Source organism: Acidiphilium acidophilum, from assembly GCF_033842475.1.
In the GTDB taxonomy this organism is placed as follows: Bacteria; Pseudomonadota; Alphaproteobacteria; order Acetobacterales; family Acetobacteraceae; genus Acidiphilium; species Acidiphilium acidophilum.
Genome location: NZ_JAWXYB010000018.1, coordinates 3,538,618 through 3,554,099 on the forward strand (window position 1 = coordinate 3,538,618; position 15,482 = coordinate 3,554,099).

The 15,482-nt window shown below is 64.5% G+C and carries 14 protein-coding genes; 9 read left to right on the forward strand and 5 right to left on the reverse strand.

The genetic code is table 11. From position 1 onward, the window contains the following. Positions 1-9 precede the first annotated feature (9 nt). Positions 10-237, forward strand: coding sequence for a hypothetical protein (locus SIL87_RS19495; RefSeq protein ID WP_319615820.1), 228 nt, complete (start codon positions 10-12; stop codon positions 235-237). 49 nt (positions 238-286) lie between these two features. Beyond that, positions 287-1,798, forward strand: a complete 1,512-nt coding sequence (locus tag SIL87_RS19500) for a multicopper oxidase family protein (protein WP_319615821.1) — start codon at positions 287-289, stop codon at positions 1,796-1,798. A 219-nt stretch (positions 1,799-2,017) separates the two neighbouring features. Here the strand turns inward: SIL87_RS19500 and SIL87_RS19505 are convergent, their stop codons facing one another. Further along, complete coding sequence (locus SIL87_RS19505; protein ID WP_319615822.1) at positions 2,018-2,203, reverse strand: DUF6726 family protein; 186 nt, start codon at positions 2,201-2,203, stop codon at positions 2,018-2,020. Positions 2,204-2,343: 140 nt separating this feature from the next. Between SIL87_RS19505 and SIL87_RS19510 the strand changes: the two genes are divergently transcribed. From SIL87_RS19510 to phoB, 4 genes are all read left to right on the forward strand, one after another. Then, complete coding sequence (locus SIL87_RS19510; protein ID WP_319615823.1) at positions 2,344-2,991, forward strand: peroxiredoxin; 648 nt, start codon at positions 2,344-2,346, stop codon at positions 2,989-2,991. Positions 2,992-3,130: 139 nt separating this feature from the next. Beyond that, positions 3,131-3,937, forward strand: coding sequence for a phosphate ABC transporter ATP-binding protein PstB (gene pstB / locus SIL87_RS19515; RefSeq protein WP_319615824.1), 807 nt, complete (start codon positions 3,131-3,133; stop codon positions 3,935-3,937). A 10-nt stretch (positions 3,938-3,947) separates the two neighbouring features. Further along, complete coding sequence (phoU, locus tag SIL87_RS19520) at positions 3,948-4,676, forward strand: phosphate signaling complex protein PhoU (RefSeq protein ID WP_319615826.1); 729 nt, start codon at positions 3,948-3,950, stop codon at positions 4,674-4,676. A gap of 11 nt (positions 4,677-4,687) precedes the next feature. Next, positions 4,688-5,398, forward strand: a complete 711-nt coding sequence (phoB, locus tag SIL87_RS19525; protein WP_319615827.1) for a phosphate regulon transcriptional regulator PhoB — start codon at positions 4,688-4,690, stop codon at positions 5,396-5,398. A gap of 90 nt (positions 5,399-5,488) precedes the next feature. On the opposite strand, the gene SIL87_RS19530 is transcribed toward phoB, so the two are convergent. Both SIL87_RS19530 and SIL87_RS19535 read right to left on the reverse strand, forming a co-directional pair. Then, positions 5,489-5,878 carry a response regulator transcription factor gene (locus tag SIL87_RS19530; protein WP_319615828.1) on the reverse strand — a complete coding sequence of 130 codons (390 nt, stop codon included), beginning with the start codon at positions 5,876-5,878 and terminating at the stop codon, positions 5,489-5,491. A gap of 156 nt (positions 5,879-6,034) precedes the next feature. Beyond that, entirely contained in the window at positions 6,035-6,433 is a 399-nt protein-coding gene (locus SIL87_RS19535; protein WP_319615829.1) for a VOC family protein, read from the reverse strand. Between the two features lie 99 nt (positions 6,434-6,532). Here SIL87_RS19535 and soxR point away from each other — a divergent pair, with 99 nt between their 5' ends. Further along, positions 6,533-7,000, forward strand: a complete 468-nt coding sequence (gene soxR, locus SIL87_RS19540; RefSeq protein WP_319615830.1) for a redox-sensitive transcriptional activator SoxR — start codon at positions 6,533-6,535, stop codon at positions 6,998-7,000. Between the two features lie 11 nt (positions 7,001-7,011). Here soxR and SIL87_RS19545 read toward each other — a convergent pair whose 3' ends face one another. Beyond that, positions 7,012-7,914, reverse strand: coding sequence for a hypothetical protein (locus SIL87_RS19545; RefSeq protein WP_319615831.1), 903 nt, complete (start codon positions 7,912-7,914; stop codon positions 7,012-7,014). Positions 7,915-8,093: 179 nt separating this feature from the next. On the opposite strand from SIL87_RS19545, the gene htpG reads away from it, so the two are divergent. Continuing rightward, positions 8,094-9,908: a molecular chaperone HtpG gene (gene htpG, locus SIL87_RS19550; RefSeq protein ID WP_319615832.1), complete on the forward strand. Its 1,815-nt coding sequence runs from the start codon at positions 8,094-8,096 to the stop codon at positions 9,906-9,908. 203 nt (positions 9,909-10,111) lie between these two features. After that, entirely contained in the window at positions 10,112-10,822 is a 711-nt protein-coding gene (locus SIL87_RS19555) for an IS6 family transposase (protein WP_405055249.1), read from the forward strand. Between the two features lie 202 nt (positions 10,823-11,024). On the opposite strand, the gene SIL87_RS19560 is transcribed toward SIL87_RS19555, so the two are convergent. After that, positions 11,025-15,368, reverse strand: a complete 4,344-nt coding sequence (locus SIL87_RS19560; RefSeq protein ID WP_319615833.1) for a CheR family methyltransferase — start codon at positions 15,366-15,368, stop codon at positions 11,025-11,027. Between the last annotated feature and the right edge of the window lie 114 nt (positions 15,369-15,482).

The following is a 15,482-nucleotide window of genomic DNA, read 5'->3' on the forward strand; positions in this document are numbered from 1 at the left end:
GCACACTCCATGTCAGAGTCCGATAAGCCCCTCCGCCAACAGATCGACGACGCCATGGCGGCCATCCGCACGCAGATCGAACGCCTGCGCGAAGGCCCCACCATGGGCGGCCCCTCCGACGACCGCTCGGTCATCGCCGACCTCCAAGCCGAATATCAGGCCCTCGCGGACGTCCGCACCAATCTCCCACCCCACGACCACCCGTCCGACGACCCCGACGACGCAACACCAGCCTGAAACCACCTCGCCTTGACCTTCCCACCGTGGCAATCACCACGAAGGGGTCATGCAATACTCAATCCCCCGCCGCCGCTTCCTCGCCAGTGCTGCCGCCGCCGCCAGTCTGCCCGCCATCCCCGCGATCGCCCACGCCGCCACCCCGGCGAGACGCCTCACCGCCCACACCCGCATCATCGAGGTCAACGGCCGCGCCGCCACCAAATTTCAGCTCACCGACCAGGCCGGCAACACCGGCATCACCCTCGCACCCGGCGAACGCTTCAAGGTCGACCTGATCAACAACGCCGGCACCAGCACCATCATCCACTGGCACGGCCAGTTCCCGCCTTGGGTTCAGGACGGGTTTCCCTGGATGGAAACCCCGCCGATCAAACCGGGCGCCACCCAGGCCTACGACTACGCCGCCATCCCCGGCACCTTCTGGATGCACTCCCATCAGGGTCTCCAGGAACAGAACCTCATGACCGCCCCCCTGATCGTCCATTCCGCGGCCGACCTGCGCGCCGATCATCAGGAAGTCGTCATGATGCTGCACGATTTCAGCTTCCACAGCCCCGAAGCGCTGATGGCCCGCCTCACCGGCCAATCCCTCCCCGCCATCCACACCATGACCCGCGAGATCGAAAACATCCCCACCCGCGACATCCCCCCACACCCCGCCCGCTCAGCCGCAATGCCCGGAATGTCCATGCCCGGCATGGACATGAAAGACATGGACATGAACGGCATGTCGATGGGCAAATCCGACCTCAACGACGTCCATTACGACGCCTTCCTCACCAACGACCGCACCCTCTCCGACCCGCTCGTCATCCGGACCAGCCGCAGCGCCCGCATCCGCCTGCGCCTGATCAACGGCTCATCCTCCAGCCAGTTCTGGGTCGATTTCGGCGGCCTCACCGGCACGGTCATCGCAACCGACGGCCACGACTGCCTGCCAATCCCCGTAAAGCGCATCCCCATCGGCATCGCCCAGCGCTTCGACGTCCTGCTCGACCTCCCACCCGACCGCGCCACCCCCATCCTCGCCACCCTCGAAGGCACCTCCGACCGCACCGGCCTCATCCTCGCCCCGCCCGGCGCCCCCATCGCCCGCATCACCCCCCAGGCCGCCAAACCCGCCCCCGCGGTCGACCTCTCGCTCGAACGCCGCCTGTCCGCCCGCCACCCGCTCACCCCGCGCCGGCCCGGCCTCCGCCACCGCATCGACCTCGCAGGCCACATGAAACCCTACGCCTGGTCCCTCAACAACGAATTCTGGCCAAACGTCACCCCTCTCATGCTCACCACCGGCCAACGCGTCGAAATCGACCTCGTCAACCACTCCATGATGGCCCACCCGATGCACCTGCACGGCCACGACTTCCAGATCATCGCCATCGACGGCACCCCCCTCAACGGCGCCATGCGCGACACCATCGTCGTCCCCCCCATGGGCACCATCCGCATCGCCCTCGACGCCAACAACCCAGGCCGCTGGGCCTTCCACTGCCACAACCTCTACCACATGATGACCGGCATGATGACCGAGTTCCGCTACCACGGCACCGCAGTCTAAGCCCGAAGGCAAATAAGGGCAGGGGGCTTTGCCCCCTGCACCCCCACTAAGGGCGCGGCCCTTAGAACCCTTTGGTTTTGGTTGGGGGAGGGCGATCCACGCACGTGCCGTTCAAAGGCATGACGCATCGCCCTCCCCCAACCAAAACCAGTGGATTCCAAAGGCTCCGCCTTTGGCGGGGTCGAGGGGCAGCGCCCCTCGCCTTACTGCCCTCGCGCCTCAACTCCGTGTCGGGGTCGGATCGATCACGTTGGCGCAGGCGTCGGTGGGGGCGGCGGCGACGGGGCCGACGAGCGGCACGATTTTGAGCCCGGCGGAGGTGACGCGGCAGGGTGCTGCGGCCAGTCCGCAGCCGGAGAGGATGAGTGCGGTGATGCCGAGCATGAGGAGGACGGAGGGTTTCATGGGCGGGGGCTCCTATTTCGGGGTCAGCCTCCCCATATGGGTTTGATCGCCCCGCACTCCAGGACTTGTGATCGTGTGGCTGGACTTTCGGCCCATGGGCGCTATGTGCGGGGCATCATAACGTAATCGGAGACTTGAATATGTCATTGCAACTTGGCGACACCGCCCCGGATTTCGAACAGGACAGTTCGGAAGGCCGCATCAAATTTCACGAGTATCTCGGCAATTCGTGGGGCATTCTGTTCAGCCACCCGGCCGATTACACGCCGGTCTGCACCACCGAGCTCGGCGTGGTCGCCCGTCTGATGCCCGAATGGAAAAAGCGCAACGTCAAGCCGGTCGGTCTTTCGGTCGACACTGGTGAAAACCACACCGGCTGGGCCAAAGACATCAAGGAAACCCAGGGCCAGACCGTCGATTTCCCGATCCTCGCGGACCATGACCACAAGGTCAGCAAGCTCTATGAAATGATCCACCCGAACGCGAGCACCACCGCCACGGTGCGTTCGGTCTTCATCATCGACCCCGCGAAGAAGATCCGGCTGATCCTCACCTACCCGATGGCGACCGGCCGCAATTTCGATGAAATCCTCCGCGTGATCGACTCGCTCCAGCTCACCGATTCCGACAAGGTCGCCACCCCGGCGAACTGGAAAGACGGCGATGACGTCATCATCGTCCCCTCGGTGTCCGATGACGAGGCGAAGGCCAAGTATCCCGCGGGCTTCAAGACGCTCAAGCCCTATCTCCGCATGGTCAAGCAGCCCAAGCTGCCCCACGCGAGCTGATCCAACCGGGCATCTGTCACAAAAGCTTCATGGATCTGTCATAACCGTGGCATGATACAGGGCTAAGGAGCGGCGTCATGAACCCGATGCCGCTCCACCCCCTGCCGCCCCGCGCGGTCCCGATCTCTGGAGCCTGACCATGCCCGAAGCCGCCGCGCAGCTTGCGCCGATGCCCCTTGCCGCTGCAACGCCCTCCCCGCGCATCGCCATCCGCAACCTCGATTTCTTCTACGGCGCCACCCAGGCCCTCAAATCCGTCTCGCTCGACTTCCCCGACCGCGAAACCACCGCGATGATCGGCCCGTCCGGCTGCGGCAAATCCACCCTGCTCCGCATCCTCAACCGCATGTACGACCTCTACCCCAACCAGCGCGCCACCGGCGAGGTCATGCTCGACGGTGAAAACATCATCGCGCCCACCACCGACATCAACCGCCTCCGCCGCCGTGTCGGCATGGTCTTCCAGAAACCAACACCCTTCCCGAAATCGATCTACGAAAACGTCGCCTTCGGCGTCCGCCTGCACGAGCGCCTCACCCGCGCCGAAATGGATGAACGGGTCGAATCCACCCTGATCCGCGCCGCCCTGTGGGACGAGGTGAAGGACAAGCTCGCCAACTCCGCCCTCGCCTTGTCCGGCGGCCAGCAGCAGCGCCTCTGCATCGCCCGCACCATCGCCGTCCGCCCCCAGGTCATCCTGCTCGACGAACCGACCAGCGCGCTCGACCCGATCTCCACCCTGAAAATCGAACAACTCATCGCCGAACTCAAGCGCGATTTCACCATCGTCATCGTCACCCACAACATGCAGCAGGCCGGCCGCTGCGCCGACCGCGTCGCCTTCTTCTACCTTGGCGAACTCGTCGAGGTCGCCCCCGCGACCGACATGTTCACCGCCCCGCGCGAACGCCGCACCCAGGAATACATCACCGGCCGCTTCGGCTGAGGAGACCGCCATGCCCATCGTCAGCGACGAATCCCGCCACATCCTCTCCAGCTTCGAAACCGACCTCACCCGCCTGCGCGACATGATCGCGGCGATGGGCGGCCTCGTCGAAACCGAACTCGCCGATGCCACCACCGCCCTGATCACCCGCGATGCCGAGCTCGCCGCCCGTGTCGTCGAATTCGATGCACGGGTCGATGCCGAGGAACGCAGCATCGAGCAATTCGCCATCCGCCTCCTCGCCACCCGCGCCCCGGTCGCCAACGACCTCCGCCAGGTCGTCGCCGCGCTGAAGGTCACCACCGACCTCGAACGCATCGGCGACTACGCCGCCAACGTCGCCAAACGCACCCTCGTCCTCAACGAATCCTCCCCCGCCTACCCGCTCGCCAGCCTCGCGCAGATGTCGCGCCTGGTGCAGGAAAACCTCAAATCCACCATCGACGCCATCGGCGACGCCGACATCGAAAAAGCCACCGCCGTCTGGCGCGCCGACCAGATGATCGACGATCTCTACACCACCATCTTCCGCGAACTCATCACCTACATGATGGAAGACCCCCGCAACATCTCCGCCTGCACCCACCTCCTCTTCATCGCGAAAAACCTCGAACGCATCGGCGACCACGCCACCAACGTCGCCGAACTCACCTACTACGCCGCCACCGGCACCAGCCTCCCGGAAAACCGCCCCAAAGGCGACCTCTCCGCCGCCTACTTCGCCCAATCGAAACCGTGACGGACCGCGCCATGAACGACCACGGCAAACCCCTCATCCTTGTCGTCGAGGACGAAGCCCCCCTCGTCACCCTCCTGCGCTACAACCTCGAAAAAGCCGGCTTCGCGGTGGACGACGCGGGCGACGGCAACGAAGCCCTCGTCAAAATCACCGAAACCCCGCCCGACCTCCTCCTGCTCGACTGGATGCTCCCCACCCTCTCCGGCATCGAACTCTGCCGCCAGCTCCGCCGCCGCCCGCTCACCCGCAGCCTCCCGGTCATCATGCTCACCGCCCGCGCCGAAGACCAGGACGCTGTGCGCGGCCTCGAAACCGGCGCCGATGACTACATCACCAAACCCTTCTCCCCCGAAGCCCTCATCGCCCGCATCCGCGCCCTGCTCCGCCGCTCCGGCGCCACCCCGGCCAAAACCCCGCTCACTTTCCACGATATCGAACTCGACCCCACAACCCACCGCGTCACCCGCGCCGGCCGCACCCTCCACCTCGGCCCCACCGAATTCCGCCTGCTCGAATTCTTCATGCGCCACCCGCGCCGCGTCTTCTCGCGTGAAGACGTGCTCAACGCCGTCTGGGGCCGCGATATCCACGTCGAACCCCGCACCGTGGACGTCCACATCCGCCGCCTCCGCAAAGCCATCAACGCCGAAACCGAAACCGACCTCGTCCGCACCGTCCGCGCCGCGGGCTACGCGCTCGATGTCGATCCGATCGCGGCTTAAGGGATAAAAGTTAAGGGAAGGCTTCTTTTTTGAAAAAAAGAAGCAAAAAACTTTCGCTCCTTGCGGTCCTGCCGCTCGGCGGTCGTCCGCTTATTTCAGGGCGGGGGCGGATGTCAGCGCCTCGATCCTCGCGAGCAACTCATCCATCTTGAACGGCTTGACCAGATAATCATCGCCCCCGGCCTGCAACCCCGCCACCCAATCCGAAACCTCGCCCAACCCGGACAGAAACAACGCCGGAACCTCCCGCCCGCTCCCGCGCACCGCCCGCAAAATATCGGTCCCGTCGATCCCGTCCCCCAACTGCCGATCCAGAATGATCAGCCCATACTCACCCCCCAAAGCCGCCGTCACCCCGGCCTTGCCATCCGAAGCCCAAACCACCTCATACCCCGCTTCTGACAAGGCATTGACCAACAACCGCCCCACATCGGGATCATCCTCGACCACAAGAATCTTCATCCGCGAGGATAGCACCATGACGTTCTTCCTTCATCCAACACCCCATGTTTCCACCCCAGCGCCCCGAAAGCAACCCGTTGCGCACCTCCGGCCACATGACGCATCGCGCCACCAGGGGATGGTCGCGACGAAACTCGGCCCCGCCCACCCCTTCAAAACGAAAAATCCAAAAGCTCAGCTATCCGATCGACGATCCGTCTCCGCCGCGTAGCAGACGATCTCATATTCAATCTCATCGAGATCGAAAAAATAGAACCGGCGGCCCGGTTCATAATTCCCATGGCTGAACGTCCTCAAACCCGCAGCAAGCACCCGCGCCTCGGTCTCCTCAAGATCATCAACCTCGATCCCGATATGATTGAGGGGCCGTCCCTTGCCGAACCCGCCGGCAACGCTCCCACCATTATATAGAGCGACATAATGATCCCCGGAGCCGACATGGATCGTCCTCCCGCCATTCTGAGCAAGCCCGCTCCACCGCACCTCCCAGCCAAACAATGATTCCAACAGCCGCGACGTCCGCTCAGGGTCCGACACCGTGATGTTCACATGCTCAATCCGTGCCGCCGACATGGTCAATCTCCTTTTGATGCAAGCGGAGAGTGCTTGCCGGTTGCAAGCCCTAGAACCTCAAGTTAACTTAAGGTCAAGCATTTTCCGAGAATGATTTCCGTGAAACTCCGCCCGACTTTGTCCATCGGCGAACTCGCCCGCAGAATCGGCCTGTCCGTCTCGGCCATCCGCTTCTACGAACAGCGCGGCCTCGTTACGGCCTCACGCGGCGCGGGCAACCAGCGCCGCTTCGCCCGCGCCGACATCCGCCGTCTCTCCTTCGCCCTGATCGCCCAGAAACTCGGCCTTACCATCGCCGAAATCGAAGCCGAACTCGCAACCCTCCCCCGTGATCAAGCCCCCTCAGCCCATGAGTGGCAGACCATCGCAACCCGAATCCAGGCCCGCATCGCCGCCCAGATCACCTTCCTCCAGAAAACCCACGCCCGCCTCGGCGGCTGCATCGGCTGCGGCTGCCTCTCCCTCAAACACTGCGCCCTCTACAACCCCGACGATCAGGCTGCTCTCACCGGCTCCGGTCCACGCTTTCTGCTCGGCGATCAGGCAACGGGTGTCAAAGAGCGCTGACGCCCCACCCCTCACTTCCAGATTCGCGCAAACACCCCATCCGGCACCTCGACATTCCCCACCGCGCCCTGAAACCATTGCCTCGGCATCGGCACCGGGTGCTTCGCATCCGTAACCGGCACCCCGCCGCCCCACACATTGAAAATGATCGCGAACGCAATTGGCCCGCCCTGCACCGGCACCGCCGGCACCGCCTCCGCCACCGTCTCGATCTTCTCGATCAGCGCCGCCGACATATGATTCCGCCCGGTCACCACCCACGCCCGCGACTTCATCCCCGGCTTCACCCCCATCACCAGCGCAGCCGTCACCCCTGCCTCCGGCGGCATCGCATCGAAACTCGCCGCCAAACTCGCATCGAGTTGCTTGATATAAGCGCCCAGCGGCACCGCCGAACCCACCCGCGCAACCAGAACCGCATTGGGCTGATACAGCACGATCTCCTGCTGCCTGAACACCGAACCGCCCCCAACACCCCCCGCCGCAGCCGCACCCACACCCGGCGGCTGCACCGGAAACTCGAACACCAACGGACGATCCGGCATCCCCGGCAGGAACCGCCCGAAATTCACGCCGAGCAGATGCCTGATCACCGCCGCCGAAACCGCCGGCGGCAACACCCCCGCCTGAACCCCGGCCTTCTGCACGAACCCGAGCGGCGTCACCACCGCCAGCACCCCGAACCCCGTCCGGACATGCGCCCGCTCCAATATGCCGTCGAACACCCGATCCGATCGCACCTGCCGCGCCATCCGTTCGCCATACCGCGCCATCAGCGCCGTCTGCGCCGGCACCTGCGCCGTGCCAACCGGCCCGGTCGCCGCAGCGTCCCCATGCGCGGCACACCCCGCAAGCCCGCCCAGCAAAACCATCCCCGCCAGAACCCGGCCGCGCCGCGCCATCCACTGCCTCATATCCCGTCGCTCCCTGAATTTTTCTTCATGTTCCGGTTAGCAATTGTTACACTTGCCGTAAAGCGAAACCGTATCCCGCCGTCGCGAAATCCCCCCGCCCCGATTGCAACATCGCCCACTCTCGCCTATCTGCGCGATCGAAATCCCGCCCTTCCAAGGCCAACCCTTCGAGGATCGCAATGACCGAAACAACCGAAACAACCCGCCCCTTCGATGCCGAAGTCGGCCGCCTGCTCGACCTGGTCGTTCACTCCCTCTATTCCGAGCGCGAAATCTTCCTGCGCGAGCTGGTCGCCAACGCCGCCGACGCGATCGACCGCCGCCGCTTCCTCGCTCTGTCCGATGAATCCCTCGCCCTCCCGGAAGACGCCTCGATCCGCATCAGCGTCGACAAGGAAGCCCGCACCATCACCATCGCGGATGACGGCATCGGCATGACCGCCGAAGACCTCGCCAGCCACCTCGGCACCATCGCCCGCTCCGGCACCCGCGCCTTCACCGAAACCCTGGCCGATGCCAAACCCGAAGAACGCCCCAGCCTCATCGGCCAGTTCGGCGTCGGCTTCTATTCCGCCTTCATGGTCGCCGACACCGTCGAAATGATCTCCCGCCGCGCCGGCACCACCGCCGCCCATAAATGGACCTCCGATGGCCGCGGCGGCTACCGCATCGCCGAAGCCACCCGCGACACCCCGGGCTCCGATGTCATCCTCCACATCAAGCCGGATGCCGATGAATACCTCGAACCCGTCCGCCTGGAGACCATCCTGCGCAAATGGGCCGACCACATCTCCGTCCCGATCAGGATCGAACGCGACGGCAAATTCCAGCCCGCCAACGAAGGCACCGCCCTCTGGCGCAAACGCAAATCCGACGTCACCGAACAGGACTACACCGAATTCTACCGCCACCTCGGCCACATGTTCGACCAGCCCTGGGCCACCATCCACTGGAGCGCGGAAGGCTCGATCGAATTCTCCGCCCTGCTCTTCATCCCCGGCCAATCCCCCTTCCCGGTGACCGAGGACGATCGCGAATCCCACGTCCGCCTCCACGTCCGCCGCATGTTCATCACCGACGACGCCAAACTCCTCCCCGGCTGGCTCCGCTTCATCGAAGGCGTAGTCGACACCGAAGACCTGCCGCTCAACGTCTCGCGTGAAATGCTGCAATCCACCCCGGTCCTCGCCCGCATCCGCAAGGCCCTGGTCAACCGCGTCATCACCGAACTCAAATCCCGCGCCAGGGACGCCGAAGCCTACAAACCCTTCATCGAGCAATTCGGCCCGGTCCTGAAGGAAGGCATCTACGACGACAACGACCACCGCACCGAAATCGCGGCCCTCGCCCGCTTCCGCTCCACCCACGGCGACGACCTCACCTCGCTCGACGATTACATCGCCCGCATGCCGGAAACCCAGAAAGACATCTACTACATCACCGGCGAAGACCCCGAGCGCATCAAAGCCTCGCCCCAGATCGAAGGCCTCCGCGCCAAAGGCTTCGAAATCCTCCTCCTGTCCGACCAGATCGACTTCTTCTGGCCCGAACGCCTCGCCACCTACGCCGACAAAAAACTGGTCCACGCCGGCGCCGCATCCGACATCTTCGAAGCCGCCGAAACCCCGGCCGCCCTCGCCACCCTCACCGCCGCCCTGAAATCCGCCCTCGATGCCCACGTCTCCGAAGTCCGGGTCTCATCGCGCCTCACCGACAGCCCCGCCGCCCTCGCCGCCTCCGGCGCCCAGCCCGACCTCGCGCTGCAACGCCTGATGCGCCGCGCCGGCCGCCAATCCTACGCCCCCAAACCCGCCCTCGAACTCAACCCCACCCACCCCCTGATCGAACGCCTCATCCCCCACGCCGAATCCGGCGAAGACATGACCGACTGGGCCACCCTCCTCCTCGACCTCGCCCGCATCCAGGACGGCGAAACCCCCATCGACCCCGCCCGCTTCGCGCGCCTGGTCGCTACCAAAATGACGCCAACATGAGGTGAATGCTGCTCCATTTCGAGAAGGGAGCAAGGAAAAGACAGGGTTCTTTTTTGCAAAAAAGAACCAAAAAACTCTTTTGAATCCGGACCGCAGCCTTTTGGCGGCCTGTGCTTCAGGCGGTGGCCATCTCGCCTGTCCCCCCTGCGCCGACAGGGCATTTTCAGGTTGACGAGGGCAGCGGGTGTCCGTAGCGATTTGGCATGATCGACCTGAGCTTGATGTTGCCTTTGAAGGGGTATCGCTTTCCCCGATCGGTGATCGCGTATGCGGTCTGGAGCTATTACCGGTTCAACCTGAGCCTGCGGGACGTTGAAGATCTGCTGGCTGAACGGGGTGTGACGGTCAGCTACGAGACGATCCGGGTGTGGGTCGATCGGTTCGGACCACAGATGGCCTCACAGATCCGGCGCGACCGGCCGCCGGCAGGCAATAAATGGCACATCGACGAAATGGTAATCACCATCGGCGGTGAGCCGCGCTGGCTTTGGCGCGCCGTCGATGACCGGGGTGATGTGCTGGAAATCCTGGTCCAGAAACGCCCCAATGCCGATGCCGCCCGACGATTTCTCCGCAAGCTGATGCGCCGATGGGGGCAGCCGCGCGTCGTGGTGACCGACAAGCTGCGGAGCTACGACGTCGCATTCCGCACGGATTGCCGCAGTGCCGATCATCGATCCCATAAGCGGTTGAACAATCGGATCGAAGCTTCTCACCGCCATACAAGGCGACGAGAAAAGATCATGGGCCGGTTCAAGTCCGCCGGCCATGCCCAGAGATTTCTCGCCACCCACGACCAGATCGTCACCCTGTTCCGCCCGAAACGCCATCGCCTCTCCGCCCGATCATTCCGCCACAGCCGGGCCGACGCATTCTCGCTCTGGGCCGACTACACCGCCAACCTGGCCGCCTGATCAATCGGATCTCGTCAAATCGCGCCTCATCCGATCAACTTGACAATGCCCTCCGGGATTCCCGGTGCGGTTCAGTACCGAGGAAATGGCTCAGCCGCGCAACCGCCTGGAATGTGTAGGCGAACTGGCGCCGACTAACGGCTATGAGCACGCCTGTTCGGCTTCATATGGCGAACGTGTGTTGTCTCCATGGCTCGGAAAGTCAAAAACACTCGGCAATGACCGCCATGCGGGCGATCGCAGGTAGAGATGTCGTTTTCAGTTTCCGCATGATCGCGGCCCGGTGTGCTTCGACTGTGCGGGTGCTGATCCCAAGGGCGGTAGCGATTGATTTGGTGGGTCGGCCGACCAGAACGTGGGCGAGGATATCACGCTGCCGCGGCGTGAGAATGGCGAGTTGACGCTGAGCGGCATCCCGGGCCTCGTCTCGCGCCGTGCGGTCGTTCGGCATGTCGATCGCGTGCGCGAGGCGGCCGAGCAGATCGGCGGCTGCGACGGGTTTGGTGACGAAATCTGTCGCACCCGCGCGCATTGCCGCAACGGCGGTCGCCGTGTCGGTATCGCCGGTGATCACCAGGGCCGGAATCCGGGAGTCCCGGGCGTGCAGACGCTCGAGCAGATCGATCCCGGACATGCCAGGCAATCCCGCATCGATCAGCAGGCAGGCCGGATCGCGCGTGGTGCCACAGGACGCAAGAAACGCTTCGGCGCTTGAATAATCGGCGATCGTGAAGCCTTCGGTTTCCAACAGCCGACAGTAATCACCCCGCAGCGCGTCGTCATCCTCGATGACGCCGATGAGCCTTCCCGTGGCGCCAGTCTCTGTCGCGCTGCTCTCCTGCGCGGGCCGGATTGGCGCGTCCAGCATCGTCGCGATCGTATCCAGCAGTGCCGCTTTGCTGACCGGCTTACTGAGCCGGACATAACCATGAGCAGCGATATCGCGCAGCGTGGTGGTGGCGATGTCCCCGGTCAGGATCAAGACCGGAATGTCGGTATGCAGCGCGGCCAGAACCGCCTGTGCGGCAGCGACCCCGGTCATGCCCTGCGGCAGGTTGTAGTCGGTCAGGATCAGGTCGGGGATCAGCCCGGCATGAGCCATCCGCGCCAGCGCCGCGGGCCCGTCGGGGGCGAGGGTAACCAAAATATCGTGCTGGGCGAGGGCACGGGCAAGAAGATCGCGCAATTCGGCATCATCCTCGATGATCAGCACCGAACGCCCCGCTATCCGCTGAAGGGGCGTGGATAGTGGCGCGACAGGCAACAGGGCTGTCCCGGCATCTGCACGCGGCACCTCGATTGAAAACACCGATCCCTTGCCCGGCACGGAGCGGACCCGCAGCGGGTGATGGAGCAATTGGGCGAGCCGCCGGACGATCGAGAGGCCGAGGCCGAGGCCACGGCTGCGTTCGCGGGCTGCATTATCGAGTTGGTGATATTCCTCGAAGATCGCATCGAGCTGGGTCTCCGCGATGCCCAGCCCGGTATCCCACACCTCGATGCGCACGGCATCGCCCTGGCGGCGGCAGCCGATCAGGACGCGACCGACCTTGCTGTATTTGATCGCGTTCGAAACGAGATTGCGAAGGATCTGTTCGAGCAGCGCGGCATCGGTGCGGACGCTCAGCCGGCATGGCACGACGCTCAGGCCAAGGCCCGCCGCCTCGGCATGACACGCGTAATCGGCGTTGATCCGCGTGAAGAGCGGGTCGAGCGCAACGATGCCGATATTGGCCTGCATCACCCCGGTCTCGATCTGGTTGATATCGAGCAGGGTATCGAGCATGCCGGTCATCGTGCCGATCGTCTGATCGAGCCGCTCGATGAGGTGCAGCGTCGGGGGGTCCGCCACGGCCCGTGCCAGCAGGCCCTGCAGCAGGGCCAGGGTCTGCAGCGGCTGGCGCAGGTCGTGGCTGGCGGCGGCCAGGAAGCGCGATTTGGCCGCGTCGGCCCGTTCCGCGCTGAGCCGGGCCTCTTGCACCGCCTCGGCTGCGGTCTTCCGATCGGTGATGTCGGTGAAGGTGATCACCACGCCTTCGATCCGGTCCTCATGGGTCCGGTAGGAGGTGATCCGCCGGATCAGCCAGGCGCTGGCACGCCCCTTGCCGATTGTCGTGAGGATTTCGCGCTCGATCGGAGCAAGGTGGAGTAGAACAGCCTGCGCGTCACGGCTGAGTGTGTCATCCTCGGCCAGCATGGTCAGGTCGGTCAGCGGGCGGCCGATATCGGTTGCGATGATGTTGAACAGGCGGCGGCTGGCCGGGGTGAAGAAGCGGATGTTCAGATCGGTGTCGAGAAACAGGGTGGCGACGTCGGTGCTGTAGAGAATGTTCTGCAGGTCGTTGCCGGTAATGCGCTGGCGTTCCAGAGTCTCCTGCAACTGGCCGTTCAGGGCGGTGAGTTCCTCATTCAGTGATTGCAGCTCTTCCTTCGAGGTGAGCAGCTCCTCGTTGGTCGACTGGAACTCCTCGTTGACCGACAGCGCCTCCTCGTTGATCGCCTTCTGGTCCTCGCTGGACAATTCCAGATCCCGGATCGCGCCGAGCAATTCGGTGCGGGTGGCAGCGAGTTCACGCTCCACTACGGTCAGGTTCCGGTTGCGATTGCCGCGCGGCGGGCGGGTCGGGGCGGTCGGCCCGGTGTCTTCGATGAAACAGACCAGCAGCAACGCCTCGCCATCGCGGGCAACCGGCTGAATATCGAGGTGGAAATTGATCGCCCGGCCATCCTCGTCGATCGTGCCGCCGGGGGCGATGATGCGGGCGTTGCTCTCGATCGCGCGCTGGATCGCTGAGCGCAGCGTGGTGCGCAGGCTTGGCCGGGCCATGGCGATCAGGTCGAACGTTGGCAGGCCGGGTGCCACGCGAAGATAGCGTTCGGTCGGGCCGAGCGAGAACAGATATTCGAAGCCTCGGTTGATGAGAACGGCGGCAGGGGCAAAAGCCTCGATCACCAGGCGCCGGCACAGATCGGCAATACCGGTCTGGCGCGGTGCCTGCGGCATCGGGCCGGCGACCAGCGGGTTGCGCGGCAGCCGAGGCGCACCGATCCGCGCGGGCGGCGTGATCGCCCCCGCCACACGTGCGGGCCCGACCCGGCGGAACAGCCGGTCGGTCTTGGAGATGACTTCGAACCCCTGATCGACCTGACCAAGGGTTTCGGCACTGCCGAGCAGCAGCACCCCGCCATCGCGCAGGGCGAACCGGAACTGGGCGATGACTTTCGACTGCGCCTCGGGCTGCAGATAGATCATCAGATTGCGGCAGGAGATCATGTCGAGCCGCGAGAATGGCGGATCGGCCAGCAGATCGTGCACGGTAAATACCACGAGCGCGCGCAGGTCGCGGCTGATGCGGTAATGCGTCTCCTCGCGGCTGAAGAACCGCGCGAGACGCGCCGCACCGACATCATCCTCGATCGTGGCGGGATATAAACCATTGCGCGCGCGGGCGATGGCATCGGAATCGACGTCGGACGCGAAAATCTGCAGCTTGAGCTTGGTCCCATTGTCATCCGCCCATTCCTGAAACAGCATGGCGAGGGAATAGGTTTCCTCACCGGTGCTGCATCCCGCGATCCAGATCCGCACCGGACGCGGATCGTTGCGGTCCGCCATCAGCGCCGGGATCACGGTGGTGCGTACCGTCTCGAACACTTTCGGATCACGAAAGAAACTGGTCACGTTGATCAGCAGGTCCTGTGCAAGAGCCTCGAGTTCGAGCGGATCGGTCTCGACCAGGTCGTGATACTGGCCGAGAGCCCCGCGCGGCATACCGGCGAGCCCCACCCGGCGCTCGATCCGCCGTCGCAGCGTACCGTGCTTGTAGAGCGAGAAATCATGAGCGGTGCGATTGCGCAGCAACTCGACGATCTGGTGGAACGGATCATCGGCTTGGTTCGTGGCGGCAGGGACCGACACGGGGGTGGTGGCGTGAGCGGCCAGAGCGGCGGGCATTGCGGCGATCGGCAGGATCGCATCGACATTCCCGGTGGCGATCGCGCTGCGCGGCATTCCGTCATACTGCGCTTCGTTGGGGTCTTGCACGATGACGTAGCCGTGGCCGAGGCGGATGTCGCGAATACCGGCACTGCCATCGCTGCCCGTTCCCGACAGAACGATGCCTATGGCGCGCGCGCCATAGGCCTGCGCGAGCGAGTGGAGCAGAAAATCGAACGGCAGCCGCGCGCCGTGACGCGCGAGGGGGCGCGAGAGATGCAGCATGTCCTGCCCGACCGACAGATAGTTCCCGGGCGGCAGGACATAGCAATGCCCGGGTTCGATCGCCATGCCTTCGGCGGCGTCGCGCACGACGAGGCCGGTGTGGCTCGCGAGCAGTTCGGCCAGCAGGCTTCGCTGGGTCGGGTCGAGATGCTGGATCACGATCAGCGCCATCGAGCGGTCGGGTTCGAGCGCCTGCAGCAGGAGCCGGCACGCTTCAAGCCCTCCTGCCGACGCGCCGATGCCGACCACGAAAAAATCCGCGTCCGGGGCGTCCCTCGGGCTGGTGGCTGACTCAATGGTTGATTTCGGCTTGTCGCGTCGCATAGCTGCGCGCTTTCGCAGTGGCGTCCCGAACCGCAGGACTTGAGCGATATTGTAACATCACAATCGTAAGCCGTCGACTACGTAGTTTCCGAGTCTGTCGCCAGCAGACGCGCC

What these genes read in the sequence shown, in the direction of transcription:
- SIL87_RS19495 (WP_319615820.1), top strand. Translation starts at nt 10, where the DNA reads ATGTCAGAGTCCGATAAGCCCCTCCGCCAACAGATCGACGACGCCATG.
- SIL87_RS19500 (WP_319615821.1), top strand. Translation starts at nt 287, where the DNA reads ATGCAATACTCAATCCCCCGCCGCCGCTTCCTCGCCAGTGCTGCCGCC.
- SIL87_RS19505 (WP_319615822.1), bottom strand. Translation starts at nt 2,203, where the DNA reads ATGAAACCCTCCGTCCTCCTCATGCTCGGCATCACCGCACTCATCCTC.
- SIL87_RS19510 (WP_319615823.1), top strand. Translation starts at nt 2,344, where the DNA reads ATGTCATTGCAACTTGGCGACACCGCCCCGGATTTCGAACAGGACAGT.
- pstB (WP_319615824.1), top strand. Translation starts at nt 3,131, where the DNA reads ATGCCCGAAGCCGCCGCGCAGCTTGCGCCGATGCCCCTTGCCGCTGCA.
- phoU (WP_319615826.1), top strand. Translation starts at nt 3,948, where the DNA reads ATGCCCATCGTCAGCGACGAATCCCGCCACATCCTCTCCAGCTTCGAA.
- phoB (WP_319615827.1), top strand. Translation starts at nt 4,688, where the DNA reads ATGAACGACCACGGCAAACCCCTCATCCTTGTCGTCGAGGACGAAGCC.
- SIL87_RS19530 (WP_319615828.1), bottom strand. Translation starts at nt 5,878, where the DNA reads ATGGTGCTATCCTCGCGGATGAAGATTCTTGTGGTCGAGGATGATCCC.
- SIL87_RS19535 (WP_319615829.1), bottom strand. Translation starts at nt 6,433, where the DNA reads ATGTCGGCGGCACGGATTGAGCATGTGAACATCACGGTGTCGGACCCT.
- SIL87_RS19545 (WP_319615831.1), bottom strand. Translation starts at nt 7,914, where the DNA reads ATGAGGCAGTGGATGGCGCGGCGCGGCCGGGTTCTGGCGGGGATGGTT.
- htpG (WP_319615832.1), top strand. Translation starts at nt 8,094, where the DNA reads ATGACCGAAACAACCGAAACAACCCGCCCCTTCGATGCCGAAGTCGGC.
- SIL87_RS19555 (WP_405055249.1), top strand. Translation starts at nt 10,112, where the DNA reads ATGATCGACCTGAGCTTGATGTTGCCTTTGAAGGGGTATCGCTTTCCC.
- SIL87_RS19560 (WP_319615833.1), bottom strand. Translation starts at nt 15,368, where the DNA reads ATGCGACGCGACAAGCCGAAATCAACCATTGAGTCAGCCACCAGCCCG.